The organism is Chitinophaga arvensicola (assembly GCF_900110835.1).
In the GTDB taxonomy this organism is placed as follows: domain Bacteria; phylum Bacteroidota; class Bacteroidia; order Chitinophagales; family Chitinophagaceae; genus Chitinophaga; species Chitinophaga arvensicola.
The window spans coordinates 4,059,439-4,085,558 of the sequence record NZ_FOJG01000001.1 but is presented as its reverse complement, the minus strand read 5'-3'; the positions used below and the strand labels follow the sequence as shown (position 1 = coordinate 4,085,558).

Below are 26,120 nucleotides of genomic sequence, written 5' to 3'. Positions count from 1 at the left end.
GATATACATGAGCTTTATTGCTGACAAACAAACGTTGGATGATCTGAACCTGCTGGGTAAATACAAATCTCATTCTATCTACGGCATTTTTAACAAAGTTCGCACGGCCGGTGGGGAAAGACTCCTGGAATCGATGTTCCAGCATCCCCTGACCGCCCCGGATGAGATCAATCTGCGTAGCAGCACCTTCCGGTACTTCCAGGAAAAACAACTGGAATTCCCCTTTGAAAACAACTCCTTCCGCCAGGCGGAGAACTACCTGGGAATGGGTACTGCGGGTAACCTGATTACAGCCGGCATTACTGTGATCCGAAAAAAGTTGTCGCATTCCCTCTTAAGGGACGATCAATACAATATCCTTCACAGTGGACTGCTGGCAAGCATCAGCGCATTGAATGCGTTACAAAAACTCATCACCCGCATAGGTGATCAGGGTCCCTTTCGCGACCAGGTGAAAAAAGTGCAGGCCATTTTATCAGACCACCGGCTGAAATGGCTGGCTGAAGAGGCGCAGTCAATACAGCTGCCGCTAATAAAAGTATGCCGCTACGATTTTCTGCTCCGGCATACCTTACGGCATGAAATGGAGATGATCCTGGAAAATATCTATCTGCTGGATGTATATATTGCTGTTGGCGCCATAGCACGGGAGAAACGATTTTCATACGCTGCCGCCCTGCCGGCAACCGACAACCGGATCAGCGTGGAAGGCCTGCGGCATCCCGGACTGGACCAGGGTGTAGCCAACAATGTATCACTGCACCAGGATCAGAATGTGCTGTTTCTTACCGGCGCCAATATGGCCGGCAAATCTACCCTGATGAAATCTTACGGTATCGCCATCTACCTCGCGCATATGGGTTTTCCTGTAGCCGCCGTTAATATGCAGTTTGCCATTCGCGATGGCCTGTATACTTCCATCAACGTACCCGACAGCCTGAGTCTGGGTTACAGCCATTTCTATGCAGAGGTGATGCGGGTGAAAGAGGTAGCCACACAGGTGAGCCAGAGAAAAAATCTCGTAGTCATATTTGACGAACTGTTTAAAGGTACCAATGTAAAAGATGCTTACGACGCCACCCTCGCGGTAACTGCGGCCTTTTCCCAATACCGGAATTCATTTTTTATTATCTCCACCCATATTATTGAAGTGGGAGAAACGTTAAGGCAGCAATGTAACAATCTCCGGTTTGTATTCCTTCCCACGGTGATGGATGGTACTGTTCCCCGCTATACCTATCAGCTGGAACCCGGTATCACCACCGACAGGCACGGCATGATGATCATAGAAAATGAAGGCATCCTGGAAATTATTATGTCTTCCAAAAATGATCTTATACCTCAAACCTGTAAATAATAGTTTTTTGGTTGATTGACATAAAGAAGGTAGCCGTCTCTTCGAACACAGAGGCGGCTCTTTCCTGTTCAGACCACCCGTCCTGTTGAAGGATTACGATTTCCTTACCAACGGTATCTGCAAATTCAGCGGCCTGTTTTCTTCTGTATCAAAGCCTCTCCCATCCACGTTTCTCGCCCCCCAGAATAAGAGTCCGTTGAACATGTAAATTAAATCGTACTCCGAGAATACCTGTCCTGCTGCCAGCTCAAATGGCACAAAGGGTTTCCGCAGAATGTCCTGGCTTTTGTTCACCTCCTAGGTGTCATAACCTTCTGTTGCCACTTTATTCAGCAGGTCGGCAAAAGCAGGTAGCAATGGCGTTACCTCGTAACCTTCATCTGCTACAAATTGTACTTGCTGCGCTCCGGGAGCTATCTCATGATTGCCCTGCCAGATGATATGCCCCCTGAGCCACATCTTTGCCAACGGCACTTTTCCCAAAGCATCCACACTATTGAGGATCTCCAGTTCAAAGGTATCATCCGGCAGGTATTTAAAATTCCGCGTCAGATAAAAGGGCTTTATCAGGCCATCTGCAGATTTAATACTACTGGGGCGGATTTCCGGAGCAATACTGCTCCATTCTCCCAGCATGTTTTCCTTTACCTGTGTTAGTGTCATAGTTTTACTGCTTTTAAGAAATTATAAATTTGCACCCTTCCTTCCTTAAAAGTAAATAGTCCCTACTTTTGTAGCTGGTACATAATTATAGACTAATGGGAAACAAGCGGAAAAATAAGGATTTCAATCCTAACAATTGCGGCGTCACTCATTTCCTGAACAAACTCGGCGGCAAATGGAAAGTATTGATCATTTATGCTATCAGCATGAATTGTAACCGCTTTAGCCTGTTGCAGCGCGGTATTCCGTCTATCAGTAAACAGATGCTTGTAAACCAGCTGCATGAACTGGAAGAGGATGGTATTATTGAGCGGATGGTATTCCCGGAAGTTCCTCCCCGTGTGGAATACACGGTTACGCCCTATGGGCAGTCGCTGCTGCCGCTGATAAAAATAATCGAGCAATGGGGAAGGAATGATATGAAAAGCGATGCTGACGGAATAGCTACGGCATAGTCATCTCCAGATACCAGCATAAAAATAAAAGCGCCCGTAACGCAAGTGGCTACGGACGCTTTCATCAAAAAAATATAGCTGTTAACGCTTTGTATTCGCCAGGATAAAGTTGAGCGCCGGCGCCGGATTATGCGGCAACAATACATGTCCTTCGCCCTTACGGATATCGGTCGTTACTTTGCCGCCAAACTTCTTATACTGACCGCTCACTGCTTCTGTATTCTCTTTAACATGAGGATCTTCACTACCCGCTACCAGGTACAGCGGCACCTGTGCTTTGGCCAGTGTTTCCAGGTGCGCAGGTAACGGCGTTTTCGTCATTGCAATGGTCTTGAAGATAGCATTCTCCGTATACACCGCCGACACCTTACCTGGATTCTCTGTAGCCCAGCCTATGGCCTCACCCGCGCCGGAAGCTTCCCCTGCGATCACCGGACGTGCAGAAAAACCTTTACCGGTCAGGTATTGATAAATGGTATTCCAGTGTGATAACTGCGGTCCATCGAAATTATAAGGCACTGCACCGGTAACGATGTAATACCCTTTTTCCAACAGTGCCGGTGCCAGCTGATCATCCCTTTTCACGTAAGTGGCACGGAATACCCACGGCTTGCCTGCCGCTGGTGTAGCCGGCGCTATCACCGTAATAAAAGATTCTACACCCGGCAACTGAAACACATAACGTCGGTAGCTACCTGCAAACCGGGCACCCCGGTAGGTAATGTACGTGCCTTCCTCCGGTACTGATTTATACGAACTGGCAGTACCGGTATACCAACCGCTGGTATAGTTGCTATCCAGGAAATCAGGCTTTTCGTTTTTTTCTTTTACGGTAGCCTCCATAAAATCTGCAATAGGCGCAGGATTATGCAAACTATGCGGATGATGCGCCAATCCTTCTTTCACCATCACGGATACACGTCCGCCAAACTGCGGGTAAATTTCTTCTACCGGTCCGGTGGCAATGGGATACAATGGGTCCAGGTTACCGATCACATGGAATAAAGCCACGTTGTTTTTTGCCAGTCCTTCGAGGCCGGCAAGACTTTCCGGTGTAATCGCCGGGTTATCTGCATAGATAGCGCTTACCTTATCGGGGTGCTGCGTAGCCCAGGCATATTCAAATTGTCCTCCCCGGCTCATGCCCACGAAGCAGGGCTTGGCAGACAATCCCTGTTTGATAAGAAACTGGTACCAGGTATCCCATTCTTTGCCGGGTTGGAAATTGGCGCCGGCAGTAATATAGGCTACGTGAAACCCTCTGCGCAGCAGTTCTACTTCCGCCTGCGGCTGATGATCCCAGTAGCAGCCCTGCCACGACCACGGATTACCCGGCGCAGCTACTTTAGGAGCTACCACTACACAGCGGTGCTTACCTTTCGGTGGATCTGCAATACCCATGCGCTCGTCCGGCTTGGGCGTAAACGGGGTGATTTCCCCGGTGGCGTCGTCCATGATATAGTCGTAGCGCACGAAGCCATCATGCCACGCTGATACCGCGCCATTGAAATGAGGAGATTGCTGGGCGGCCGCATAACGGGGCAGCCCCAACGTTATGCCCAACAGGCTTGTCAGGATTAATTTTTTCATTTGGGTGACACAAATGTGTTTAAGATTGAAGAAAAGGTTTTCCCGGTAGACGTCATATGGCACACGGCCGCCAATAGCCGCCGCACTAACATAGCGAAAATGGCAGGCAGTATTACTGCATGCCGGCGTGGATAGCTGCTGAACATAAATAGACCATTTACGCCATGCAGCTGCATGGCGGTGATGAATGCCTAACGTGGTTTATATCGCCATAAATATAGCAGCCTTTTCTTTAATTCAAAGTATAATTGCGATGAACGGAGAGGAAGAGCCATACCCGCTTTCCGGTTTATAATAAGAAATTACTGATTGCTGGTATTATTTTATCTCTTCCGGTGAAAGCAGGAAAATATCCGCGAAGCCAGATTATTTTTACTGCTATTATTTAATATTCCACGTTATGCAAAAAATGACTTCGTCCGGAAAACGGCGCGCGGTATATTCGCGAAAAACGCTGTTGCTCACCTTCCTGTTTGCTGCTGCCGTTAACATCCATGCTGCCTTTGCTGATAATGGTAAACTCATGGCCGGTACCAGCAAAATCAATATCACCCCCAAAACGGATCAGTTTATCCATGACTCTGTTTTCGCCCGGAGCCTGGTGCTGGAGTTGAACGGACAACGACTGGCGTTTGTATCGCTCGACCTGCCCATTTTTACCAGCGAACGTATTGAACAGGTATGCAAACAACGGTACAACATCGCTAAGGTGATCCTCAGTTCCTCCCACAACCATTCGGCGCCTATGGTCGACAATAAGATCAATGTATCAGAAAGCAGCCCTTTCCAGCCGTTCTATGAAGAACAAATTATCAAGGTGGTGGGTGAAGCACTGGCGCAGCTGTTTCCCGCAAAAATCGCTGCCGGTAAAAGCACTTTCCCGCAACTGGGATTCAACCGCCTCATCGTACGCGAAGATGGCAAGGCACGCGAATCCTGGATAGGTGACGAACATTACCGTGTAGAGAACCCTGAGCGCATTCCGTTTGGTCCGGTTGATCCGGAACTGGGCGTCATCAAAATAACGGACATGCAGGATAATCCGCGCGTTATTATGATGAACTATGCGATGCATGCGGATGTGGTTTGTTTTAACTATGCCGTTTCAGCCGATTACCCCGGCGTAGCCTCCCGTAAAGTGGAAGCAGCTTTCGGGAATAAAGTCAATTGCTTATTTGTAAATGGCGGCGGCGGCAATGTGGAATCATTGATGATCAGTCCGCGTAAATCCGGCCCCAAAGATACCACTGCTACCAACTACGCTCCTATGGAACGTACCGGCGAATTACTGGCCTGGGAAACGGTAAAGCTGGCAAAAAATATTACCATGCCTGCCAACGGAGAAACAGATATCAAATACAAAGTAGACTCTTTGCATTTTATAGGGAGATATGATGCCAAACGTGCTTTTAATGTGCATCTTGTAACCCTGCTCATTAATAACCATATTTCAATAGCGGTATGTCCGGGTGAGATGTTTGTACAATTTCAACTCGACTGGAAAGACAAAATGAAGCTCGCTTCCATGAATGGCTTTATGTTCGGCTATTCCTGGAGCGGTGGCAAATGGCCCGGTTATATTCCGGATGTGCGTTCCGCTGCATTGGGCGGCTATGGCGCCGATGGAGATAACCTGATCCAGGTGGGAGCCGGCGAACAGATCGTTACAAAACATCTGGAAAACTACTACAAACTCAATGGGCTGATGCGTACTTCCTGGTAACGTAGCCGTCATACATTAAAATCCCACAGATAATCATCTGTGGGATTTTAATTTTCTATCAACTCCTTATTGTTTTTGTCCGTATACCAGCAGCGACGCTTTTCCCAGTGTAGCAAAATGCATACTGAATCCTACAAAAGCCGGTGTGGCATTTTTATCCAGTTCCAGCGGCTGACTCAACGCATGTACGGTAATCAGGTAACGGTGCGCCGGTCCTTCCGGTGGCGCTGCGCCTACATATCCGGGAGTTCCCAGGTCGGTAATGCTTTGCACTACGCTTTCCGGAAGCAGCTGTTTGGCGGTATCTCCCGCACCTGAAGGCAGCTCGTTGATGTGTACAGGGATATTAAAAACCACCCAATGCCAGAAACCACTACCGGTAGGTGCATCCAGGTCGTACATCGTTACAGCAAAACTCCGGGTGCCTTCCGGCGCATGTTCCCAGTAAAGCTGCGGCGACTGATTTTCACCGGTAAAGCCCATGCCGTTGATATAGTGTTTGTTGTTTAATTGCCCGCCGAGTTCATTACTTTTCAGCGTAAAGGTGTTGTTTGTTGCCATCGTCTTATTTTTTGTTTGATAGCACAAAGGTAGATCCGAAGAACCCCTGCAGACGATGGGGTAACGTTCAAAAAGTGTTGCTAAACGTTCAATTTGCCCGACTGGTACTGGCGGGGGGTGATGCCATGCACCTGCTTAAAGGACTGGATAAAGCTGGACAGGTTTTCATAACCAAGTTCATAATAGATTTCGCTTGCTTTATACTCCCCACGGGTAAGCATTTGCGCAGCCTTTTGCATTCTTTTTTCCAGCAGCCATTTATAGGGAGAAGTACCATATATTTTTGCAAACCGCCGCTTGAAAGTGGATAAGCTGGTGTTGCATAAAAAAGCAAATTCTTCTACCGTAATGTTATTATCCATGTTAGCGGTAACGGCCTGCCGGATCAGCATATCAGCTTCCACCTGCTGACAGACACTCTGCAGTTTTTGAATTTCTCCCGGATAGTGTTCGCTCAGATAAAGTAAAAGCTCCTCCAGTTTAATCCTGCCCATATGCGTGGATATCGGCTGACCGGATGCCAGCATAAACCCGAGGGATGCGATGAAATTGAACAGGAACGGATCTTTTTCAAATAACAGGAAAGGTGTTTCCGGTATTCTACCTGGCGTTGTTGCCAATACTTGCGGATGCCGGTTAAAAAAATCTGCCAGGAGCACATTATCAAAAAAAATAAGGATGCTGCGGTAACGGCCACCTTCTGCAGCAATCTTTTCACTCATCAGGCAATTACCCGCAGAGAGCAATAGAAATTGCTGGGGATTTATTTTTACCTGTGTGCCTGCATAATGTACGGTCTTCTCTCCTTCCAGCAGAAAACTGAAAAGATTTTGCGGAAGCGTTATTTTCGCCTTCACACTGGCAACAGCCGAATCATAGCAAAATATAGAAAGCTGATCTGCCGGATCCCGGACACCGCGCAGATCAGCCGGTAATGTGTTGTCGATCATATACCTGGCATCTGGAAGTCAAAGTTACAGATATTTGTATCAACCTGCTTTACCTTCTACTGGCCGTTCTTAAAGAACTGTATTAGTCTCCGGGTAAACCATTCCGGGTTATCTTCTCCCAGGGCATGTCCACTGTTGGGTACCAGCACTGTGGTAACATGAGCCGCCACCTGGTGGATGCCCGCGAAAGTTTGCGCTGACGGGATTCCTTTTTCACCATTCACAGCCAGAACCGGGAGTTGCAATTTCCCTTTAAAACGGGCACGGTTTGTTTTCCCGTCTGCTATCATGGTGGCATAGTGCATAAAGCCAGCTTTCATGGCACCGGGCTTACTGTATTGCCGGATGTATTCCGCAATGGTAGCTGGCGGAATATGATTACCAAAAGACATCATCTGATACATCGGGTTTAAATAGGCCGCTTCCTTGCCTGCAATGAGCATAGCCGCGAGACCTGCCTGTGCATGAAAACCAAAGTGCCAGTAACCGCCGGTGGCCGGGTTCATCAACTCCTCCAGGCCAAATCCGGGGATCAGAGATTCACCGAGCACCAGTTGTGTTATTTCATTTTCGTGTGCTACGGCATATGGATAGGCGACCATCATACCAATGTCGGTTCCCACCATACGGATAGTTTTAAAGCCAAGCTGATTCACTAACTGGTGAATGTCTTCGGCCACATTTACTTTACTATACCCGGTATCGGTGATCTGGGAATCGCCCATTCCTCTCAGATCCGGTGCAATAGCGGTATACCCTGCTTTGGCCAGAAGTACCATTACCTGCTGCCATTCCATCCAGGTGAATGGCCATCCATGTAAAAGTACCACTGCGGGGCCTGATCCGCAGGTAACATAATGTAGCCGGATGCCATTTACCTGGGTATAATGATGGGTGAGCGAAGTGTCTGCTGCTTCGTGATGGCCGGATACAACCGGCATAGCATCACCGATATGGAAAGATAGCAGCGCTATCATTCCCAACAAGATAAACTGTTTCATGATCGTATTTATTTGAAGTTGTTACCTGTTAATTCTCCAGGAAAGGATAATCGGTATAGCCTTTTTCATCGCCACCGCTGTACATTCTTTCCCTGTCAGGTTCATTTAAAGCGGTGTTTAAGCGGAAACGTTCCGGCAGATCCGGGTTCGCCAGGAAAAGCGCACCAAATGACACCAACTGTGCTTTTCCTTCCTGTAGTATTTGTTCTGCGGTATCACGGGTATACCCGGCATTGATGATGAGCGGGTGATGAATGAGATGGCCAAATGCAGCCGTTACATCTTTGGGATACCGGTCAAATTCATCTATCGGGAACATGGGCTGCATCAGATGGATATAAGCCAGTGGCATTTTATCCAGCTCCCGGAGCAGGTAAGAATATAAAGCCACCGGATCGCTGTCTGCGATACCATGATACAGGATACTCGGCGATAACTTAATCCCAGCTTTACCCGGTCCTGCTATGTCTGTCAGCTGCATCATCACTTCCAATGTAAAACGACTGCGGTTTTCGATGCTGCCTCCGTATTCATCCGTTCTGTTATTAGCGCCGGCAGATAAAAACTGGTTAGGCAGATAACCAAATGCCCCGTGTAATTCTACGCCATCAAACCCTGCCTCCAGTGCATGAATCGTAGCCTGCCGGTAATCCCGGATCACCTGCTGTATGGCGGCATGCGACAGCTCCTCCGGCGTTTCAAAAGACGACCAGCCACCGGTAGTGTATACCTGTTGCTGTGCTATCGCAATAGCGGAAGGCGCCACCGGCAATTCTCCATTTTTGTTGGCGGAATGTGCAGCCCGCCCCGTATGCCACAATTGTGCAAATATTCTTCCATCTGCCTCATGTACTGCTGTGGTCACTTTTTTCCAACCTGCAATTTGTTCCGGTGTATATATCCCGGGCGTAAAAGGCAGCCCAATCGCCTGTGATGAGATGTTCAGTCCCTCGGATATAATCAGTCCGGCAGAAGCCCTTTGCTGATAATATAAAGTAGTAAGCGGTGTCACAACGCCATGGCTGTCGGCCCTGCTCCTGGTCATCGGTGCCATAACCATACGGTTTTTCAGGGTCTGATCGCCTATTGTGATGGGTGCTAAAAGTTTCATGATTTGCTGTTATTTGTCCCTATATTTATTAAAATCACTCCCCGGGGAAATATTTATTCTTAATAAGATATTGCAAAGCTACCGGCATTACTTTACTTTTGCAAGTAGGTACACTATTGTACACTATTGACACCGGGTAAAGTAAAAGCCACAGGTCTATGGAAGCGAAAAAAAATACTGTAGAAAAAATTTGCGAAATGCAGACCGCACTCGATATCCTGGGCGGGAAATGGACATTCCTGATTATTTATGCCCTGCTGGACGGGAAAAAACGTTTCAAGGAACTGGAACGTGCGGTAACCGGCATTAACACCAGGATGCTGGTGAAAGAGCTGAAGAACCTGGAAGATCACCAGATCCTGACAAGAACCGCATTTGCTACGGTACCGCCAACAGTAGAGTATTCATTGACAGATAAAGGCAGGGATCTGGAAGCGACGATGAAATATTTGTATAAATGGACAAAGGATTGGATGTAGGAAGGATCGTTGTTAAACAGATTCTTGCGGGTATCATTTAGATTAGCTTTATTCGGCCGGCTCAAAAATTTTCAACACCCCAAAAAAGGCATATCATCACATGATTTGCTATATTGAGACATAACTATCCCCTATCATGAATAACAAATATACTGAATCAGAAATTTTATCTCACTTTGATCCCAATTTAAATATTGAAGAAAACAAGTACTATCCGGTGATCGCTGAAAACGATATCAGGTATCATTTCTGGCTGGATCTTGAGCATGGCTATTGTGAAACGGCCGGTAGCCGCATTCACCTGTATGCGGATGATGAGCGCTGGGCAGTGGTGGCAGAAAAAAGCGGGTACCAAAACAGGGGATTCCGCGCAGAAATAGAACTATACTATTTCGGTAACTGCATCGATTACCCGGTATCTGCTTATCCGGAGAGAAACTATGTATCGAATTTAAACTCCATCGTGTTAATCACAGAGGAAGAATGGGAAAGGATTTGCAATACAGAGGGAGAAGATATGGAGCAATTTGAAATGATTAGCCCGGATGCACAATATGTGATGATCAGGGATGTAAAAATCCCTATAGAACAAGATGTAACCAGATACCGAAACCTGGGCATCCATTCAAGACAGGAAGATAATCCACGAGAGCTGATCAGCTTCGAAGATCTGCTCCGTTACTACCACGACACAACACCTGGGGTACTCAGCTCCACTGAGGCCGAAATCAGACAACATATACCCGCAGATCTGCGAAAATTAATGACCATTGACCACTTCCATTTCAGTAGTGTTTACAGCGATGATCATCATCCGGCACGGGAGGAACTCTACCAGCTCATTACAAAAATTTTAATAACCAAAGATACATCCCTCTGGCAGCCCACCTTACCTTCGAATAACCACTGGTCGAATTGGGAGTCTGGAACGCTTTAATAAAAAAGCTCCGCCAGACATTTTCTGACGGAGCACGTTACGGGGAATTTTAGCAAAAAAAGACTTACAGATAATTATTGATAATATTCTCGAGGTATTCCTGTCTGCCGCTGCTCACTTTAGGTTCTCCCTGCGCTACTGCAAAATCACGCAGTGCTTCCAGGCTGGAGTTCCCTGCTTCGAACGCTTTCGCTTCCGCCGCATCAAATGAAGCGTAACGATCCTGGCGCACCTTGCGGTAATCGCTCTTTTCCAGGATAGCATCTGCTGTTACCAGGGCGCGTGCAAAGCTGTCTACCCCACCAATGTGCGCATAGAAAATATCAGCCGGATCTGTAGAGTTCCTTCTGATTTTTGCATCGAAGTTGATGCCACCGCCTTTAAAGCCGCCGCCTTCCAGGATGATCAGCATCGCTTCTGTGAGTTCGTTCAGATTGGTAGGGAACTGGTCGGTATCCCAGCCGTTCTGATAATCGCCCCTGTTGGCATCGATGCTGCCCAGTAAACCGGCGTCGATGGCTACCTGCAGCTCATGCTGGAAGGTATGACCGGCCAGTGTAGCGTGGTTCACTTCCAGGTTCAGTTTGAAATCATTCAGCAGATCGTACTGACGGAGAAATCCGATCACTGTTTCTGCATCATAATCATATTGATGTTTGGTAGGCTCACAAGGTTTAGGTTCAATGAAGAAAGTACCGGTGAAACCATTTTTGCGGGCATAGTCTCTGGATGCCTGCAGGAATCTCGCCAGGTGTTCTTTTTCACGTTTCATGTTGGTATTCAGCAGGCTCATGTATCCTTCACGGCCACCCCAGAACACGTAGTTTTCACCACCCAGTGCAATGGTAGCATCAAGGGCTGCTTTCACCTGCGCAGCAGCATGGCTCAGCACATGGAAATCAGGATTGGTGGAAGCACCGTTCATATAACGACGGTGACTGAACAGGTTAGCTGTTCCCCATAATAATTTAACACCGCTTTCTTCCTGCTTTTCTTTCAGGTACTGCGTCAGGGTTTGCAGGCGTTTTTCATTGTCTGCAATATCGTTGGTGTAATCAACCACATCTACATCGTGAAAACAGTAGTAAGGAAGATTCAGTTTGGTAATCAGTTCAAAAGCGGCATCCGCTTTGTCTTTTGCACGGGCAATAGGATCTGCATTTTTATCCCACTCAAACAGATGGGTCGCTTCACCAAAAGGATCAGCTCCGTTTCCGTTAAATGAATGCCAGTAAGCAACGGCGAAACGCAACCATTCTTTCATGGACTTGCCGGCCACTATTCTGTTTTCGTCGTACCAACGGTAAGCTAAAGGATTGTTTGTTTGCGGACCTTCATATTGAATGGCACCAATGCCACTAAAAAATTCTCTCTTTCCTGTTACTGGTTTCATAATCGTGTTTTGTTACGCAAATATTGCCTGATTTTAAAGGGTTGACAACCGCTATTTTTGAAAGAAAATATGCTATCTTATCAATAATAACAGATAATTGCCTATTATTATGATAAGATGAATTATCTTAACGCTGTATGAAAACGCTCCTTCAAAAAATCACGAACGATTCCAGCCAGAGTTTTGCGTGCCGTATTTATGAAACACCGCAGTTTGAAACCAACTGGCATAAACATCCGGAATATGAACTGATCCTGATACTGAAAGGACATGGCACCGCCATGATCGGCGACTACGTAAGCGACTACGCCGTCAACGATATATTTTTCATGGCAGGGAACCTCCCCCATTGGTTCAGGAAAAACCATCCCCAGATGAAGGGAGCCGCCCTGGTAATACATTTCACCGGCGATTGCTGGGGAGAAGGATTACTGCAGATGGCGGAAATGAAAACCATCCAATCCCTGCTGCATAAGAACAACGGCATCCAGTTGACAGGAACCCTGAGAAAAGAAGTGGCCGACATCATGCAGCTGATGTACCGCAAACAAGGCTTTGAAAAACTCATGCTTTTATTACAGTGCCTTCAACGCATCGGGCAATCTGCCCATTTCAGTACACTCACAGAAGATTTCAACGATACCGGGAATGTGGTAAACCCCGTCATTGAACAAATTATCGATTACTCTTTTAAACACTACCTGGAAAAAGTAACACTGGAAGAAGTAGCCGCCATTGCAAATATGAGCGTACCCAACTTCTGCCGCTTTTTTAAGAAAAATATCAAGAAAACATATTTCGACTTCCTCCGCGATCTGCGTATCAGCCATGCCTGTAAACTACTCACCGCAACAAATGCTCCCATACTGGATATTTGTTATGAAAGCGGGTATAAAAGCTGGGCGCATTTCAGCAAACAATTCAAGGAAGTAAAAGGACAAACACCCAGCCAGTACCGCAAAACATACCTGGCCTGATCCGGAAAAAAGATACCCCGCCAACAACCGTCGGCAGGGCATCTTCCTTTTGCAGGATCCGTTTTAAAATTCAATATCATCGGCTACATTACCACCCTGCGCCGCTGCAAACAACTGCTGGTATTTCGCTTTGTAAGCCGCCTGCCGCGCATTGTAACCGGCATAATCTGCCTGTATGTCGCGGTGAATCTGATCGTTCCAGCGGGAAGCCGCGATCTGGAAATCTCCAATGGTAATCCCGTACTTGTCAAGGATCCATTGAGCCCCATCTACGCCATAATCATAAGCCACCTGCCTGGCCACCTCCAGCTCCTGGTAGTAATCTTTATCCGCTTTAATTTTTTCTGTATTGGCATTGCCTTCGGCGGAAGGAGGAGCTGCTTTTACTACACTGAACTTCGGATGCTGATCGGCCTGCCCGAAGTACTGACCAAACAAAGTAACAATATGAAAAGTAGCATCCTGTTTCATGCGCTCCGGCCACAACAGGTTAGCTTCCTGCCAAACAGGTAATTCTACACCCAGTGCTTTGGCTACTTCTTCTTCGCTTAAACCGCTGCCCATTCTTGCACAGGCTGCACTGTAGTCTTCCAGTGTAATACCGTGAATAGGAGCTAATAATGGATTTTCAGACATAAAGTTTCTATTTAAAATGGTTAATAGTATGTTCTTCGAGTAAACGCTGATAAAACTTTTCATTTTCCACGGCCATGTCCGGAACAATGCTGTTCCATTCGTTGAACATAGCCCGCAGATATATTGCATACAAACTGCGATCCTGCGGGTTACTTTCTTCATAGGCCCGGAGCAGCTGCGCGGTCCGCTGTTCTGCCAGTGCGCGCGCATTGTGCATCACCATGCGCGCCGCCGTAGATGGCTTAAAAGTATTCTGCGAATGACAGAAGGAACAGGTTACATAAGTATCTATAAAAAACATTTTGGGTATGGTGATATTACCGCCACATTGCTTGCAACTAAACTTATCACGGATCCTTTCAAAAGCAGCCAGCTGTTCCCTGTAAGCACCTTCCAGGTCTTGCTGCCCCTCGGTTCCTTTCAGCAGCACAATAGCCTCATTGACCTTCTCATCAAAAATATAATACCGGTTGATACAGGCCATCCGGAATGCAAGGATACGGTTGTGATAATCACGCCCGGCCTCAGAAGTGATCACCGGTACTGTCGCTTCTGCGCCATAGAGAAAAGAAACGATATTATCTTCCCTGACTTCATTCGCCTTTTCCCTCATGTGGTTCACCTGGCCGATCAATCCCATCAGCATCTGGCCATGCGACCGTTTGTAAGGATCATCATCCTGTTGATATACGGTATGCAGTTCCGGTACTGCCGCAGTGGTCAGTTCATCCATACGTGTTTCCAGTTTATCCAGGAACACAAACCAACGATCCTGCCTTGTGCGAAGCTCCTCCAGCAACGCAGGGTTACTATATTTCTTACCAAATAAACCAAACATGACTAGGAGTTATTTTCTTTTTTGATATGGATACCGTCTGTCAGCTTTGTTTCCATAAATACAAATCCACAATAGGCACAGGCAGTGAGGCCTTTGTGATAAGCCCTGGCGGCGCCGCATTCCGGGCAATCCCGGATATCCATCTGCGCTTCTTCATTGGTGATGTCACCGCCATAATGCGGCTGTTGCGTAGCTTTCAGCTTCAGCTGTTCCAGGTAAGATAGCATCCGCTTATTCTTTTCTTCTGCCATACCGGTAAAATTGGGTTACAATAATTTCAGGAGTTCTTCTTTCTTCGCTGCATACTCTGCTTCGGTAATCAGTGCTGCTTCAAAAAGGGCTTTCAGCTTTTTAAGCCGTTCTGTAATATCTTCCGGCGGTGCAGGCTTTGCAGCAGCAGTACTCAGGTTCGTGATCATACCCAGCGCTATGCCTGTCCGCGCACCGGCTCCCAGGTCGGAACCTTCCTGATCCATGGCATTGGCTATACTATACTGGGAAAATTTATTCATATCCGTCACCATGTTCATGCCAGTGACCTTATCATACTGTTTGAGTACTTCTTCCGGCAACGTAATACTGGTGATCGTAAAACGGGTTACCTCCAGACCAAAGTCCGTAAAATAAGGCTGGATGAGTGGCTGAATCTTTTCATTCAAAGCGGGCACATTGCCGGCGGCATCTACCACCGGTATTTTCGCCAGCGACAACACCTCACCGAATTTCGGTGCAATGAAATCCCGAAGCTGCAACTCCAACTCTGTAATGCCCAGCCTGGGCCATGTGCCGGCATACTCTTTAAAAAAGCGCCCCACGTCCACAATCCGGATGTTGTACGTACCGAAAGCCCGGATACGTACCTGGCCAAAAACAGGATCCAGCATCAGCACCGGCGCAGGTGTTCCCCATTTAAGGTTAATAAACTGATGGGTATTGAAAAAATAGATATCTGCCTTAAAGGGACTTTCAAATCCATACTTCCAGCCCCGGAGCCGCGTCATTACCGGAATGTTTTCTGTTTCAAGGGAGTACTTTCCGGCAGGGAATACATCTGCCAGCTGCCCTTCGTTCAACAAAAGCGCATGCTGACTTTCCCGCACCGTGAGCATCGCCCCGTTCTTGATTTCTTTATCCGCGTCGGCAAACTTCCACATCAACGCATTGGGGTCTGGTGTAACCGACTCAATGATTTCTAAAAAAGGTAGTCCCATAGCTTTAGCGTTTTGATAATAGTTCTATGATCACTTCAAGTACTTCGTCCTCAAACAATGCCTGTTTCTGCTGTCCTTTACGCGTAAGCGAAAAGTAATTGCTGAGGGCATAGTTCCGGCCGTATTTGTTCTTTTTATTGGACATCACATAATGTACTTCGCCGTGCGTGGTTTCCGGCAGAATATACACCTCATCAAAAGACATCAGTTTACGGGTATACAAACCGGGTACTTTCTGGTACACTACCCGCTCCACCGGATCAAAAATATAAGTGAGGTTTACTTTAAACAAAAAGTCTGTCACCGCATATCCTGCACAAACCAGCCCGATACATCCGATCAGCATCCGCATATTATACGACAGAGACCACAGCCATGTTATCAAAAACGCTGCCACGGCAAGCAAAGCACAAATGATAATTTTACTTTTATAGCTCCTGTTGGGCTGAATCCGTAATTGCCCATCCATAAGTATTGCCTGATCCGATGCCATTTGTAAAACTTTATAGATTAGTAATACCTATTCGGGTAATCCCATGATCCCCGCAATCTCCTCCGTAACCCGTTGCAGCGGTTTGGTCAGGAAAATGCTCTGATGCACCAGCAGGTGCTTTTCTTTCCCTTTCTTAAGCATCACCATCGTCGCCGAGGCATTTAAAGTGATCAGGAAGGTTTGCCGGGAAATAGTGAAATGCTGAAAGTCGTCGAAACTATATTCCGTGGGACTGACAAAAAACACCGGCTGATTGCTCAGCACACGCCGGTCCACATCTATCCTGAACTTCCCGGTCATCCGCAAAATGAGGATCACTCCCAGCAGCCCAAACAACACCGCCGCTCCCTTCGCGCCGGCATTCAGGTTTTTGGTGAAGATAAATGCCATCAGGCCAAACAATAAAAGGGCTAACAAACAATAGAGCAATATCTGGTTCTTCTTAACGTATACATTTCCCTCCCGGGTAAAATATTGATGTGGTTCCATATGGTTACTAACTGATAAATGAAAATTTGTCCTCGAATACCTTACCGAAAACAGGTACCGGTCTTTCTGCGTTGTTAGCCGCATTGATCATTCCGAGTACCGAGAAGATAAGAATAGCAAATCCCAACAGGCCCAGGAAAGAAAGCGATGGCACCAGGAACGCGATTACACTCAACGTAATATTGAAGAGGATACTTACAATGGCCAGTCCGAATGACTGCTTCAGATGATAGGTCAGCAGACCGTCGGCTTTATCCTTTCCGGAGAAATAGGCAATCAACCAGCCTATGAGGGTCACATATGACAAAATGGATAATGTTTTGTTGCTCATCGTTTTTAGGTTTTCGTGGGGCGGAATTGCCTGATGCAAATTTGTTGGTTCCACTCCGCAATTCCGTTCAAAGGCATCCTACAAAACGACTACCTCTTCCTGAAAACGCGACTACAAAACGACTACAACATTTTTAATTATATAAAAAACAATTAGTTATACATGCTAACAAACATAAACCCGTAGAAATTTTCTATTTACTTTTTCCGATTTGTAGTAATTTACTCCCATGAAGTTATTACCATATCGATTGTTAATCTGGATGTTAGCCTTAGGGGTTGCGCTGCAGGGCAAGGCGCAATCACCTATAGATACTTCCTCCCTGAAAGCAGCGGAAACATACCGGGTCAGTAAAAATTATGCACTGGCCATTACCACCGCCCGGCAAAGTGCCCTTCACGCATTACAGCAAAAAAATTATGTCGAAGCCACAAAGGCCTATACACTATTAACAAACGTTAAAGCCAATACCCAGCAGTTCTCAGATCTGAAACAAACCAGCGATTCGGCCATCAACACCGCCCAGCAATCTCATGACGCTATTGCCATGGCATATGCGTATTATTCCCGTGCCTTATTATATAAGACACTCGATAAATCCGATGAAGTTGTCAAGTACTGTCAGCAGGCGTTAAGACAACTGGAAAAGAAAACAGACCCGTATATCGCCGCCAAAATATATTACCAGCTGTATGCGGTCAATTCCGGTTGGGACAACGAAGAAAAGGTAAACACCTACGCCCGTGCTGCCACAGATAATGCCCTCCGGACTACCGATTATAACCTGCTGAGCAACTGCTATACCGCTATGTCTGTTGCCCATGAATATAAATACAACACACAAAAGAGCAGACCCGAACTGGATAGCGTACTTTATTACCTGGCAAAAACGGATTCCCTTTATCATCAATTTCCCGGTAAGGTGGCGGATAACACTTACGCCATTGCCCTGATCAATATCGCCAGCAGCTACCTGAGATACTTCCCGGCAAATGATGCCGGCGCTAAAATACAAGCCACACAATATGCCAATACCGCCCGGGCTGTCCTGAAAAACACCCCCAATACGGAAGATGTGGCAGCCAGCAGTCTTGGTATCCTGAGTGAATACGCCATGCGCGAGGAAAACTATGGCCAGGCGGAGAACTACCTGATGGAGGCCTATCACCTGATGAAAAGCGCCCCCTCTCCGGCTTACTATACCCTCATCAATGTGGTGCAGTCACTATCTGGCCTATACGAAAAAAGAGGCGATTTCGAAAAAGCACTGGCCTTTCAGAAAGAAGTGACCTTATATAATAAGAAGAACTTCAACCAGCAACAGGTACTCAATACCCAAAAGCTGGAAATTCAATACGAAACCGAAAAACACAACCAGGAAATACAGCTTCTGAAAGAAAGACAGAAAAGCCAGACCCGGCAAAACTACCTGTATGCCGGCATCGCCATCGCTTTGGTAATAGGACTGATATTCATGTTCCTGGCCTATCACTTCAGATTGCGCTACTCCCTGCAACGGGAAAAACAACTGCAACTGGAAAAGCAGGACTCCGAAATGCAGATAAAACTGGAGAAAGAAGCACATGCCAGGCTGCGGGCAGAACAACTATTGCTGGAAACCCAGCAACAACAACTGAAAAAAGAAGTAATGGCAAATGTGTTGCAACTGGAATACAAAAACCAGATGCTCCTCAATATAAAAGATAAACTCACCGAAGGCGATGCCGTCAGCACCCAGAAAATGCTGAAAGAAGAAATGGTGATCGATAACGATTTTGAACATGCCAAACTGGAAATACAACAGATCCACCCCGACTTCTTCCTGCTGCTCAATGATACGGCACAAAAAAAATTAACACTGCTGGATCTGAAACTATGCGCCTATCTTTATCTCAAAATGGATACCCGGCAGATTTCCCAGCTGATGAACATCGAAGCCAAAAGCGTCCGCATGAGCCGGTACCGGATTAAACAAAAACTCGGATTGGATAAGGAGGCTGACTTGAATAGCTTCCTGCAGCGACTGGGAAGCTGAGGTAAGATTATCAAAAGAAACAACATGACAAATACCCGGAAAATAAAACGACTCTACGACCTGGATGAAAACGGCCACCTGGGCTTCTCCGAAAATGAAATAGCAACACTCGAACAACAGCTCCAGCTCTCCCTCCCGGAAAAACTCAGGGAATACTACCTCACCCTGGGAAAAAACGAAGCCATTAATTATTCCCATAACAGATTGCTGAAACCGGGTAAAGCAATCGGATTTTCCGACGACCGTTATCTCGTGTTTTATGAAGAAAACCAGCGGGCAGCCTGCTGGGGAATAAAGGAAGAAGATCTCCTGCAAAGCGATCCACCGGTGTGGGCCAACTATGGTACTTCCGCAGCACCGGTATGGACCCTGGAAACAAAAACAACCACCGGCTTCCTGTTGCTGATGGCTATATATAACGGCACCCTCGGTGGATTGAAATATCATGCAAACGCGCTGGAACAGATTACACCTGCCACCGTAGATGCCATCACACAGAACTGGACGGAAGTACCCGACATCAGTTGGGAACGACAAAAAGTTTACACGAAAAACTTCTACGAAGTAATCAGTCTCTCCTTTGACGAACAACATACCTGTACCGGTATCTTCGCAGGCACAAGCGATCAGGAACGATTTGACCGCCTGCTGGATACGCTTGATGTTGACTGGTCTTATATATCTTATGAAGATGAAGACGGAGAAGAGGAAGAAGAGGAATAACACACCACTGCCCGGAATAACAAAAGCACTGTTCCGGGCACCATCTGCCCTGCTATCCACGCTGACACTACGTTTCCCCACGCGTCACCCTCACGGCGATGCCACCTTTCTACGCAACAAAGCATTAAAGATTTCGTAACAATTTGTTCACTCAGATTGAAATTTGTTTAGTTTAACTTTACAATGTCATGTAATTAAAGCGGGCTTTTATTAAACCAGATGCCAGCTACCTAGCCTTGGACTAATCGTAACCGCCTTCCTCTAATGTATATTTTGAAGTGATCTTCAAAGGGGGCCATGCTATTTTATCACGATCTAAACGTCAACTATGTAAACGGACACCAACCGGACAAAAAAAAGGGAAGAAGCCTCTTCCCTTAAAATCAAAAAATTAGAGCAAGCGTCGTTACAGATTGCTCCATTCGTTTAATTATTAGCTAACAAATCTATGAAAAAAAATAGATCAGGGACTCCTTTTGCCCGTAAAATCAAAAAAGGGTTGACGCTGTCGTTCCTGTTACAGGCCTCTTTCTGCCTGAACACTTTCTCACAGACAACGCCCAAAGAGCAACACGGGAAAATTTTATCGGATACACAACAGCCTATTCCCGGCGCTACCATCAGAACTTCCAAAGGCGGTGGCACCATCACCGACAAAAACGGCGAGTTCACGATTAAAGCAGCCAACGCAGATTCTCTTACCGTAGAATTCCTCGGCTTCAAACCGAAAAAAATAGCTGTGCAGGATGGCGTTTACCTGGAAGTTTCCCTGAACCCATCCAGTTCCGTACTGAACGATGTAGTGGTGGTGGGATACGGCACACAAAAGAAATCAAGTGTAACCGGCGCGGTATCTGTTATTAATGCCGAAACCATCGCCAACCGCCCTGTTACCAACGCCCTCAGCGCCTTACAGGGAACTGCTCCCGGCCTGGTCATCACGCGCTCTTCCGGCCAACCCGGCAAGGAAAACTGGACCGCACAGATCCGCAACTTCACTTCCGTTAACGGTTCCAGTCCGCTGATACTCGTGGATGGTGTGGAACAGGCCAATATCAATGCACTCAACCAGAACGATATTGAATCTGTATCCGTACTGAAAGACGCAGCAGCTGCCGCTATTTACGGCGCCAGAGCCGCCGGCGGCGTTATCCTCATCTCCACCAAACGTGGCAGGGAAGGTAAACTCACCGTGTCCTACGATGGTATGTACAGCATCAACAGAGCTTATAGTATGCCGGAAAGAATCGACTCCTGGCGCGAAGCGGAAATGCTGAATGAATCCCGGCTCAATGCAGGCCAGGGCGCTACCTGGACCGATCAGCAGATTGCCTGGTTCAAAGATCCGAATTTCAATTACCGCATCAATCCCGCTAACCCGAGCAGCTACGAATACTACGACAACGTAAACATGATCGACTCCGTGGCGCGGAAAACTACCCAACAGCAACAACACAATATCAGCGTGGCCGGCGGCAACAGCAATACACAATACCTGTTCTCCGGTGGGTACTACAGCCAGAGCGGCCTGTTTAAATTTGGCCCCGATGATTACAAACGATACAACTTCCGTCTCAATCTCAATACAAAATTCACCAACTGGTTAAGCCTGGACTCCCGCCTGGCCTATGCCAACCAGCGCGTATTATCGCCGATGGCGGCTACAGACGGCGACTATGGCCTGTTGTACAACATCTACGTATTGCGCTCTGTATCACCGGTACATACACCCGATAATGCAGACCATTACAATGATTATTCCTCCGCCAACCAGACGTACGCCTACCTGAAAGACGGTGGGAAAACAGACGAACGCACCGATAATTTCAGCGGTGTATTCACCCTCAAAACTTCCGAACTGGTAAAAGGTCTCAGCCTGAAAGCGATCTATGCACCGTATCTCCAGAGCTACGACTATGGCCGCAGCATCCGCACCATTCCAAGATACAATGCAGTAGGGGTTTCCAGTTATTACAATAATCCCAACTCTTACAGCGTCCAGAATGCAAACGTTTTCAGAGCCAATTATCAGTTGCTGGCCGACTATAATCTGACGCTCGGAAATGCCCACCAGTTCCACCTCCTGGGCGGTTACCAGTTCGAAGATTACAGGCAACAGATCAATGCGGCAACCGCTAAAAATCTCAGCAGCAACGACCTCTTTTCCCTGAACCTCGGAGATCCTACGCTCTACGCAGCTTCGGACACGGTGAACACCTGGGCCATGGAATCCTACTTTGGCCGGTTGAGCTACAACTACGCCGACAAATATTTCCTGGAAGCTGTACTCCGATACGATGGTAGCTCCAAACTGGCGCCAGGCTACCGCTACCAGGCATTCCCTTCTGTGTCCGCCGCATGGCGCGTATCGAAAGAGCCTTGGTTTAACTCCCTGCTGCCGGTATTCAACGAGTTTAAAATCCGTGGTTCCTACGGTAAACTCGGTAACTCCGACCTCAGCAACTTTGGTAGCTACGATTACATTTCTTCCCTCAGCAAATCCGCCGCCTATCCGTTCAATAACGTAAGCACTTACGGCTATTACAACAATGCACTGGCTTCCCCGGAGAAAACATGGGAGAGAATTGCGACCACCGATGGAGGACTCGACTTCGCTACGCTGAACAACCGGTTAACCTTTAGCGGCGACTACTACGTGAAGAAAAATGAAAACATGCTGGTAACTGTCAACACTACCGCTATGATAGGCATTCCCACCGGTCAGTACAACTACGCGTCCATGAAGGCATGGGGCTGGGAAGTATCCTTAGGCTGGCGCGACAAAATCGGTAAAAACTTTAGCTACTGGATCAACGGTAACATCTCCGACAGTAAAAATAAAGTACTGAAATACCAGGGCGCTTCTGTGTATACCGCCGGTGTAAGAGGCGTAATTGAAGGAGAAGAAATAAACTCTATCTGGGGCTACCGCGCACTGGGATTATATTCCAGCGCCGACCAGGTACAAAAACGCGGCGTATTCCAGAGCAACATCACCGGTGCTGGTGATATTATTTACGACGATATCGATAAAAACAACCGCATCGATGCCGGCTTAAACACCAAAGAAAATCATGGCGACCTCGTAAAACTGGGCAGTACCACTCCCCGTTATACCTATGGCTTCAACCTGGGCTTTAATTACAAAGGCCTCGATTTCGCGGCCTTCTTCCAGGGGGTTGGTCAGCGCCAGATGCTCATCAATTCCTATTTCATCGTTCCATTCGTGGAAAGCTGGAGACAACCCGTAAAAGGACAGGAAGACTACTGGACGCCTGATCACCAGGATGCACGTTATCCGAGACTTTACATAGGCGGCGGTCAGAATACCTCTACCTCCAGCTGGTGGGTACAGAATGCAGCGTATATCCGCCTCAAAAATCTGCAGATCGGTTATACCCTTCCCGCAACCCTCACGTCAAAGGCAGGCATGAAAGCAGTACGGATCTATCTCTCCGGACAGGATCTCTGGGAAAACTCAAAGATGTGGATGAAATATTACGATCCGGAAGAGCCCAACAACACCGCCTTTAACTATCCTTTCTTCCGCTCCTATGCTGCCGGATTGAATGTGACCTTTTAGAACTCTTTAAAAAGCTAGCTATGTTTAAGATTAATTATACATGGAAAAATATAATCACGGTTTTTACAGGCGTCCTCGTACTATCAGCCTGTAGCCGGAAACTGGATAAATTTCCGGAAACAGCTGTTACCGATGCATCTTTCTGGAAGACGCCCAACGACCTGATATCCGCCGCAAATGCACTCTACCTGTCGTTGCCGGTAATTGCCAACAGCTACCAGGATAACTATTCTGATATTGCTTACGCCACCGGTCCCAATAATATCAGTGACGGATCAAGACTGGCGCCCGCTACCAGCGCCGATTGGAACGATAACTACACCCTCATCAGAAGAAGCAATACCATCCTGGAAAAATCCGGCAGCATTACCGGCGATCAGAAAATAATCAACCAGGCCAGAGGCGAAGCTTCCTTTTTCAGAGCCTGGGCTTATTTTGAATTGCTGAAAAGATTCGGGGATGTGCCACTCATCCTCAGAACCTTCGTTCTCGGAGATTCGCTCACACAGGCTTTCAGAACGCCCCGGGCACAGGTGATCACACAGATCTATGCCGACCTCGATTATGCCGCTTCCGTGGTACCTGAAATCGACGTACAGGCCAATGCCGATTACGGCAGGATCACCAAAGGCGCCGCCCTCTCCTTCAAATCCAGGGTAGCGCTCTTTGAAGGTACCCGCGAAAAGTTCTTCGGTTATGGTAACAGCAAGGCCGATTTAACCATCGCCGTAAATGCCGCAGGCGCCGTTGTTAACAGTGGCAAATACGATATCTGGCAATATGCTCCCAAACCGGACAGCAGCTATTTCTATCTTTTCCAGTTTGTGGGAGAAGGTAAAGCCAATAAAGAAAACGTACTGGTACGCCTCTACGGAAAAGATATCGCCAACAAAATATCTACCCATAACGTATCCGGTAATATTGAACAGGCCTATATCACGCCTACCAAAGCACTCCTCGATCTGTACCTGTACAAGGATGGATTGCCCATTGCAAAATCTGCATTTGCAAAGGAACAAACCACTACCCTCTCCCAGTTTGAAAACAGGGACCCGAGAGCAGGCATGACCGTATTCAATAAAAAACTCTGGTATGCTACGTCTTTCTATGTACCCAGTTTCCAGTTTACCGTAACCGGCTATAAAGTAGCCAAATGGTTCAATAAAACGGATTGGGACAACGGCAGCTTCACCGATTTCGCAATTATCCGCTACGCAGAAGTATTGCTGAACTACGCAGAAGCACTCTATGAATTAAACGGAAGCATCACCGACGACCAGCTGAACACCACCATCAATAAGATCCGTAACAGGAACGGTGCAGGCGGTGTTACGCCACTCACCAATGGTTTTGTAACGGCCAACGGCCTGGATATGCGGGAAGAAATCCGCCGCGAACGCACCGTAGAACTGGCCATGGAAGGCTACCGCTACTGGGATCTGCTGAGATGGAAAACAGCCGAAGTGGAATTGCCCAAAGCCATACTGGGATCAAAATACATCAAGGCGGAACAGGGCGACCTGACCAACCCGAAACTCACCGCAGATGGGTTTATCATCGCACAACCGGCTGATAAACGCAGCTTCAGACCTAACCGGGATTATCTCTGGCCCATTCCTACCACGGAATTTGCCTATGATCCCAACCTGATCCCTAATCCTAACTGGTAATCATGAAGCGGAATATGAAAAGAGGATGGATATTACTGATCAGCGCCTGCCTGCTGCACATCGCAGCCACAGGCCAGGATCGCCACCTGCGGGTGATGACCTATAATATCATGGATGGATTTAATTTTGGAAAAGATACCGGGCGGCAGCAAAAAACTGCTGCCTGGATCTATTCCCAAAAACCGGATATTGTTGCCCTGCAGGAACTCTGCGATTACTCAGCAGAACGATTACAAACCGAAGCACGCGGCTGGGGACATCCTTACACTGTGTTGCTGAAAACAAAAGGCTATTCGGTCGGACTTACTTCCAATATGCCCATTACCGTTAAGGAACGGAAACTGGAAGGCATGTGGCACGGCATGCTGCATTGCCAGGTAGGCGGCATAGATATATTTGTAGTACATCTCAGCCCGGACGATTACCGCATCCGCGGCAGGGAAGCAGATACCATTATCAGCCGCATCACCGGGCAGCAGCTGGAAAACGGCAGGTGTATTGTTCTGGGAGATTTCAATGCCAACTCCCCACTGGACGACGATATGAAAAAACGAGTACCCCTGTTGCTGGAAAAAGACATTATCAGCGACCGGAAAAGCCTGCAATATAAAAACCTGGCCGACGAATACTTCGACTACAGCGTGATCAGCAAATTTCTCTCCACACCAATGATAGATGTTTGCCGGAAATATGTTGCTTCCGAAAACCGCTTTAGTTACTCCACACCCATCCTGATTGGCCGCTACCGGAAAAATATGGAAGAAGTAATTCAAAGGCGGCAAAGACTGGATTACATCCTGGCTACGCCTTCCATGGCACATGCATGCACCAATGCATTCATTGCCAATGGAGACGCAACAGGGTACCTGTCTGACCACTACCCGGTAATCGCCGACTTTATGCTTCCTAACTAA

25 protein-coding genes are annotated in these 26,120 nt (G+C 47.3%); 11 read left to right on the top strand and 14 right to left on the bottom strand.

Going from position 1 to position 26,120, the window contains the following annotated elements; genetic code table 11:
• The first annotated feature begins 7 nt into the window (after window positions 1–7).
• The gene (locus BMW79_RS16790; protein ID WP_089896630.1) at window positions 8–1,357 is read left to right on the top strand and encodes a MutS-related protein; all 1,350 of its coding nucleotides are present in this window, start codon (window positions 8–10) and stop codon (window positions 1,355–1,357) included.
• Between the two features lie 297 nt (window positions 1,358–1,654).
• Here the strand turns inward: BMW79_RS16790 and BMW79_RS34095 are convergent, their stop codons facing one another.
• The gene (locus tag BMW79_RS34095; protein ID WP_218150326.1) at window positions 1,655–2,020 is read right to left on the bottom strand and encodes a hypothetical protein; all 366 of its coding nucleotides are present in this window, start codon (window positions 2,018–2,020) and stop codon (window positions 1,655–1,657) included.
• A 95-nt stretch (window positions 2,021–2,115) separates the two neighbouring features.
• Here BMW79_RS34095 and BMW79_RS16780 point away from each other — a divergent pair, with 95 nt between their 5' ends.
• On the top strand, window positions 2,116–2,475 hold the full coding sequence (locus BMW79_RS16780) for a winged helix-turn-helix transcriptional regulator (protein ID WP_089896629.1): 360 nt from the start codon (window positions 2,116–2,118) through the stop codon (window positions 2,473–2,475).
• Between the two features lie 81 nt (window positions 2,476–2,556).
• On the opposite strand, the gene BMW79_RS16775 is transcribed toward BMW79_RS16780, so the two are convergent.
• Window positions 2,557–4,065, bottom strand: coding sequence for an alpha/beta fold hydrolase (locus BMW79_RS16775; protein ID WP_089896628.1), 1,509 nt, complete (start codon window positions 4,063–4,065; stop codon window positions 2,557–2,559).
• Between the two features lie 400 nt (window positions 4,066–4,465).
• On the opposite strand from BMW79_RS16775, the gene BMW79_RS16765 reads away from it, so the two are divergent.
• On the top strand, window positions 4,466–5,788 hold the full coding sequence (locus BMW79_RS16765) for a neutral/alkaline non-lysosomal ceramidase N-terminal domain-containing protein (RefSeq protein ID WP_177192209.1): 1,323 nt from the start codon (window positions 4,466–4,468) through the stop codon (window positions 5,786–5,788).
• Between the two features lie 66 nt (window positions 5,789–5,854).
• On the opposite strand, the gene BMW79_RS16760 is transcribed toward BMW79_RS16765, so the two are convergent.
• The 4 genes from BMW79_RS16760 to BMW79_RS16745 form a co-directional block, all read right to left on the bottom strand.
• A complete protein-coding gene (locus BMW79_RS16760; RefSeq protein WP_089896625.1) occupies window positions 5,855–6,349 on the bottom strand; it encodes a YbhB/YbcL family Raf kinase inhibitor-like protein in 495 nt (164 codons plus the stop codon).
• A gap of 80 nt (window positions 6,350–6,429) precedes the next feature.
• Window positions 6,430–7,299, bottom strand: a complete 870-nt coding sequence (locus BMW79_RS16755; protein ID WP_089896624.1) for a helix-turn-helix domain-containing protein — start codon at window positions 7,297–7,299, stop codon at window positions 6,430–6,432.
• 56 nt (window positions 7,300–7,355) lie between these two features.
• A complete protein-coding gene (locus BMW79_RS16750; protein ID WP_089896623.1) occupies window positions 7,356–8,300 on the bottom strand; it encodes an alpha/beta fold hydrolase in 945 nt (314 codons plus the stop codon).
• 28 nt (window positions 8,301–8,328) lie between these two features.
• A complete protein-coding gene (locus BMW79_RS16745; protein ID WP_089896622.1) occupies window positions 8,329–9,411 on the bottom strand; it encodes an alkene reductase in 1,083 nt (360 codons plus the stop codon).
• 158 nt (window positions 9,412–9,569) lie between these two features.
• Here BMW79_RS16745 and BMW79_RS16740 point away from each other — a divergent pair, with 158 nt between their 5' ends.
• A complete protein-coding gene (locus BMW79_RS16740; RefSeq protein WP_089896621.1) occupies window positions 9,570–9,890 on the top strand; it encodes a winged helix-turn-helix transcriptional regulator in 321 nt (106 codons plus the stop codon).
• Between the two features lie 136 nt (window positions 9,891–10,026).
• Window positions 10,027–10,827 carry a DUF7003 family protein gene (locus tag BMW79_RS16735; RefSeq protein WP_089896620.1) on the top strand — a complete coding sequence of 267 codons (801 nt, stop codon included), beginning with the start codon at window positions 10,027–10,029 and terminating at the stop codon, window positions 10,825–10,827.
• A gap of 64 nt (window positions 10,828–10,891) precedes the next feature.
• Here the strand turns inward: BMW79_RS16735 and xylA are convergent, their stop codons facing one another.
• The gene (xylA, locus tag BMW79_RS16730) at window positions 10,892–12,220 is read right to left on the bottom strand and encodes a xylose isomerase (RefSeq protein WP_089896619.1); all 1,329 of its coding nucleotides are present in this window, start codon (window positions 12,218–12,220) and stop codon (window positions 10,892–10,894) included.
• Window positions 12,221–12,357: 137 nt separating this feature from the next.
• On the opposite strand from xylA, the gene BMW79_RS16725 reads away from it, so the two are divergent.
• Window positions 12,358–13,197: an AraC family transcriptional regulator gene (locus tag BMW79_RS16725; protein ID WP_089896618.1), complete on the top strand. Its 840-nt coding sequence runs from the start codon at window positions 12,358–12,360 to the stop codon at window positions 13,195–13,197.
• Window positions 13,198–13,260: 63 nt separating this feature from the next.
• Here the strand turns inward: BMW79_RS16725 and BMW79_RS16720 are convergent, their stop codons facing one another.
• The 7 genes from BMW79_RS16720 to BMW79_RS16690 form a co-directional block, all read right to left on the bottom strand.
• Window positions 13,261–13,833: a DUF6620 family protein gene (locus BMW79_RS16720; protein ID WP_089896617.1), complete on the bottom strand. Its 573-nt coding sequence runs from the start codon at window positions 13,831–13,833 to the stop codon at window positions 13,261–13,263.
• Window positions 13,834–13,840: 7 nt separating this feature from the next.
• Window positions 13,841–14,671 carry a hypothetical protein gene (locus BMW79_RS16715; RefSeq protein ID WP_089896616.1) on the bottom strand — a complete coding sequence of 277 codons (831 nt, stop codon included), beginning with the start codon at window positions 14,669–14,671 and terminating at the stop codon, window positions 13,841–13,843.
• A gap of 2 nt (window positions 14,672–14,673) precedes the next feature.
• The gene (locus BMW79_RS16710) at window positions 14,674–14,922 is read right to left on the bottom strand and encodes a hypothetical protein (protein ID WP_089896615.1); all 249 of its coding nucleotides are present in this window, start codon (window positions 14,920–14,922) and stop codon (window positions 14,674–14,676) included.
• A 15-nt stretch (window positions 14,923–14,937) separates the two neighbouring features.
• Window positions 14,938–15,882, bottom strand: coding sequence for an SPFH domain-containing protein (locus tag BMW79_RS16705; RefSeq protein ID WP_089896614.1), 945 nt, complete (start codon window positions 15,880–15,882; stop codon window positions 14,938–14,940).
• Between the two features lie 4 nt (window positions 15,883–15,886).
• The gene (locus BMW79_RS16700; protein ID WP_143059185.1) at window positions 15,887–16,234 is read right to left on the bottom strand and encodes a hypothetical protein; all 348 of its coding nucleotides are present in this window, start codon (window positions 16,232–16,234) and stop codon (window positions 15,887–15,889) included.
• 168 nt (window positions 16,235–16,402) lie between these two features.
• The gene (locus BMW79_RS16695) at window positions 16,403–16,864 is read right to left on the bottom strand and encodes a hypothetical protein (RefSeq protein WP_089896612.1); all 462 of its coding nucleotides are present in this window, start codon (window positions 16,862–16,864) and stop codon (window positions 16,403–16,405) included.
• A 7-nt stretch (window positions 16,865–16,871) separates the two neighbouring features.
• A complete protein-coding gene (locus BMW79_RS16690) occupies window positions 16,872–17,195 on the bottom strand; it encodes an import component protein (protein WP_089896611.1) in 324 nt (107 codons plus the stop codon).
• Window positions 17,196–17,424: 229 nt separating this feature from the next.
• Between BMW79_RS16690 and BMW79_RS16685 the strand changes: the two genes are divergently transcribed.
• From BMW79_RS16685 to BMW79_RS16665, 5 genes are all read left to right on the top strand, one after another.
• On the top strand, window positions 17,425–19,230 hold the full coding sequence (locus tag BMW79_RS16685) for a helix-turn-helix transcriptional regulator (RefSeq protein WP_143059184.1): 1,806 nt from the start codon (window positions 17,425–17,427) through the stop codon (window positions 19,228–19,230).
• Between the two features lie 24 nt (window positions 19,231–19,254).
• Window positions 19,255–19,953, top strand: coding sequence for a hypothetical protein (locus BMW79_RS16680; protein WP_089896609.1), 699 nt, complete (start codon window positions 19,255–19,257; stop codon window positions 19,951–19,953).
• Window positions 19,954–20,401: 448 nt separating this feature from the next.
• Window positions 20,402–23,536 carry a SusC/RagA family TonB-linked outer membrane protein gene (locus BMW79_RS16675; protein WP_089896608.1) on the top strand — a complete coding sequence of 1,045 codons (3,135 nt, stop codon included), beginning with the start codon at window positions 20,402–20,404 and terminating at the stop codon, window positions 23,534–23,536.
• Window positions 23,537–23,556: 20 nt separating this feature from the next.
• Window positions 23,557–25,206, top strand: coding sequence for a RagB/SusD family nutrient uptake outer membrane protein (locus tag BMW79_RS16670; RefSeq protein ID WP_089896607.1), 1,650 nt, complete (start codon window positions 23,557–23,559; stop codon window positions 25,204–25,206).
• Window positions 25,207–25,208: 2 nt separating this feature from the next.
• Window positions 25,209–26,120 carry an endonuclease/exonuclease/phosphatase family protein gene (locus tag BMW79_RS16665; protein WP_089896606.1) on the top strand — a complete coding sequence of 304 codons (912 nt, stop codon included), beginning with the start codon at window positions 25,209–25,211 and terminating at the stop codon, window positions 26,118–26,120.

Bases quoted from the DNA above. Each gene is read 5' to 3' on its own strand.
- BMW79_RS16790 (WP_089896630.1), top strand. From the start codon at position 8: ATGAGCTTTATTGCTGACAAACAAACGTTGGATGATCTGAACCTGCTG.
- BMW79_RS34095 (WP_218150326.1), bottom strand. From the start codon at position 2,020: ATGACACTAACACAGGTAAAGGAAAACATGCTGGGAGAATGGAGCAGT.
- BMW79_RS16780 (WP_089896629.1), top strand. From the start codon at position 2,116: ATGGGAAACAAGCGGAAAAATAAGGATTTCAATCCTAACAATTGCGGC.
- BMW79_RS16775 (WP_089896628.1), bottom strand. From the start codon at position 4,065: ATGAAAAAATTAATCCTGACAAGCCTGTTGGGCATAACGTTGGGGCTG.
- BMW79_RS16765 (WP_177192209.1), top strand. From the start codon at position 4,466: ATGCAAAAAATGACTTCGTCCGGAAAACGGCGCGCGGTATATTCGCGA.
- BMW79_RS16760 (WP_089896625.1), bottom strand. From the start codon at position 6,349: ATGGCAACAAACAACACCTTTACGCTGAAAAGTAATGAACTCGGCGGG.
- BMW79_RS16755 (WP_089896624.1), bottom strand. From the start codon at position 7,299: ATGATCGACAACACATTACCGGCTGATCTGCGCGGTGTCCGGGATCCG.
- BMW79_RS16750 (WP_089896623.1), bottom strand. From the start codon at position 8,300: ATGAAACAGTTTATCTTGTTGGGAATGATAGCGCTGCTATCTTTCCAT.
- BMW79_RS16745 (WP_089896622.1), bottom strand. From the start codon at position 9,411: ATGAAACTTTTAGCACCCATCACAATAGGCGATCAGACCCTGAAAAAC.
- BMW79_RS16740 (WP_089896621.1), top strand. From the start codon at position 9,570: ATGGAAGCGAAAAAAAATACTGTAGAAAAAATTTGCGAAATGCAGACC.
- BMW79_RS16735 (WP_089896620.1), top strand. From the start codon at position 10,027: ATGAATAACAAATATACTGAATCAGAAATTTTATCTCACTTTGATCCC.
- xylA (WP_089896619.1), bottom strand. From the start codon at position 12,220: ATGAAACCAGTAACAGGAAAGAGAGAATTTTTTAGTGGCATTGGTGCC.
- BMW79_RS16725 (WP_089896618.1), top strand. From the start codon at position 12,358: ATGAAAACGCTCCTTCAAAAAATCACGAACGATTCCAGCCAGAGTTTT.
- BMW79_RS16720 (WP_089896617.1), bottom strand. From the start codon at position 13,833: ATGTCTGAAAATCCATTATTAGCTCCTATTCACGGTATTACACTGGAA.
- BMW79_RS16715 (WP_089896616.1), bottom strand. From the start codon at position 14,671: ATGTTTGGTTTATTTGGTAAGAAATATAGTAACCCTGCGTTGCTGGAG.
- BMW79_RS16710 (WP_089896615.1), bottom strand. From the start codon at position 14,922: ATGGCAGAAGAAAAGAATAAGCGGATGCTATCTTACCTGGAACAGCTG.
- BMW79_RS16705 (WP_089896614.1), bottom strand. From the start codon at position 15,882: ATGGGACTACCTTTTTTAGAAATCATTGAGTCGGTTACACCAGACCCC.
- BMW79_RS16700 (WP_143059185.1), bottom strand. From the start codon at position 16,234: ATGCGGATGCTGATCGGATGTATCGGGCTGGTTTGTGCAGGATATGCG.
- BMW79_RS16695 (WP_089896612.1), bottom strand. From the start codon at position 16,864: ATGGAACCACATCAATATTTTACCCGGGAGGGAAATGTATACGTTAAG.
- BMW79_RS16690 (WP_089896611.1), bottom strand. From the start codon at position 17,195: ATGAGCAACAAAACATTATCCATTTTGTCATATGTGACCCTCATAGGC.
- BMW79_RS16685 (WP_143059184.1), top strand. From the start codon at position 17,425: ATGAAGTTATTACCATATCGATTGTTAATCTGGATGTTAGCCTTAGGG.
- BMW79_RS16680 (WP_089896609.1), top strand. From the start codon at position 19,255: ATGACAAATACCCGGAAAATAAAACGACTCTACGACCTGGATGAAAAC.
- BMW79_RS16675 (WP_089896608.1), top strand. From the start codon at position 20,402: ATGAAAAAAAATAGATCAGGGACTCCTTTTGCCCGTAAAATCAAAAAA.
- BMW79_RS16670 (WP_089896607.1), top strand. From the start codon at position 23,557: ATGTTTAAGATTAATTATACATGGAAAAATATAATCACGGTTTTTACA.
- BMW79_RS16665 (WP_089896606.1), top strand. From the start codon at position 25,209: ATGAAGCGGAATATGAAAAGAGGATGGATATTACTGATCAGCGCCTGC.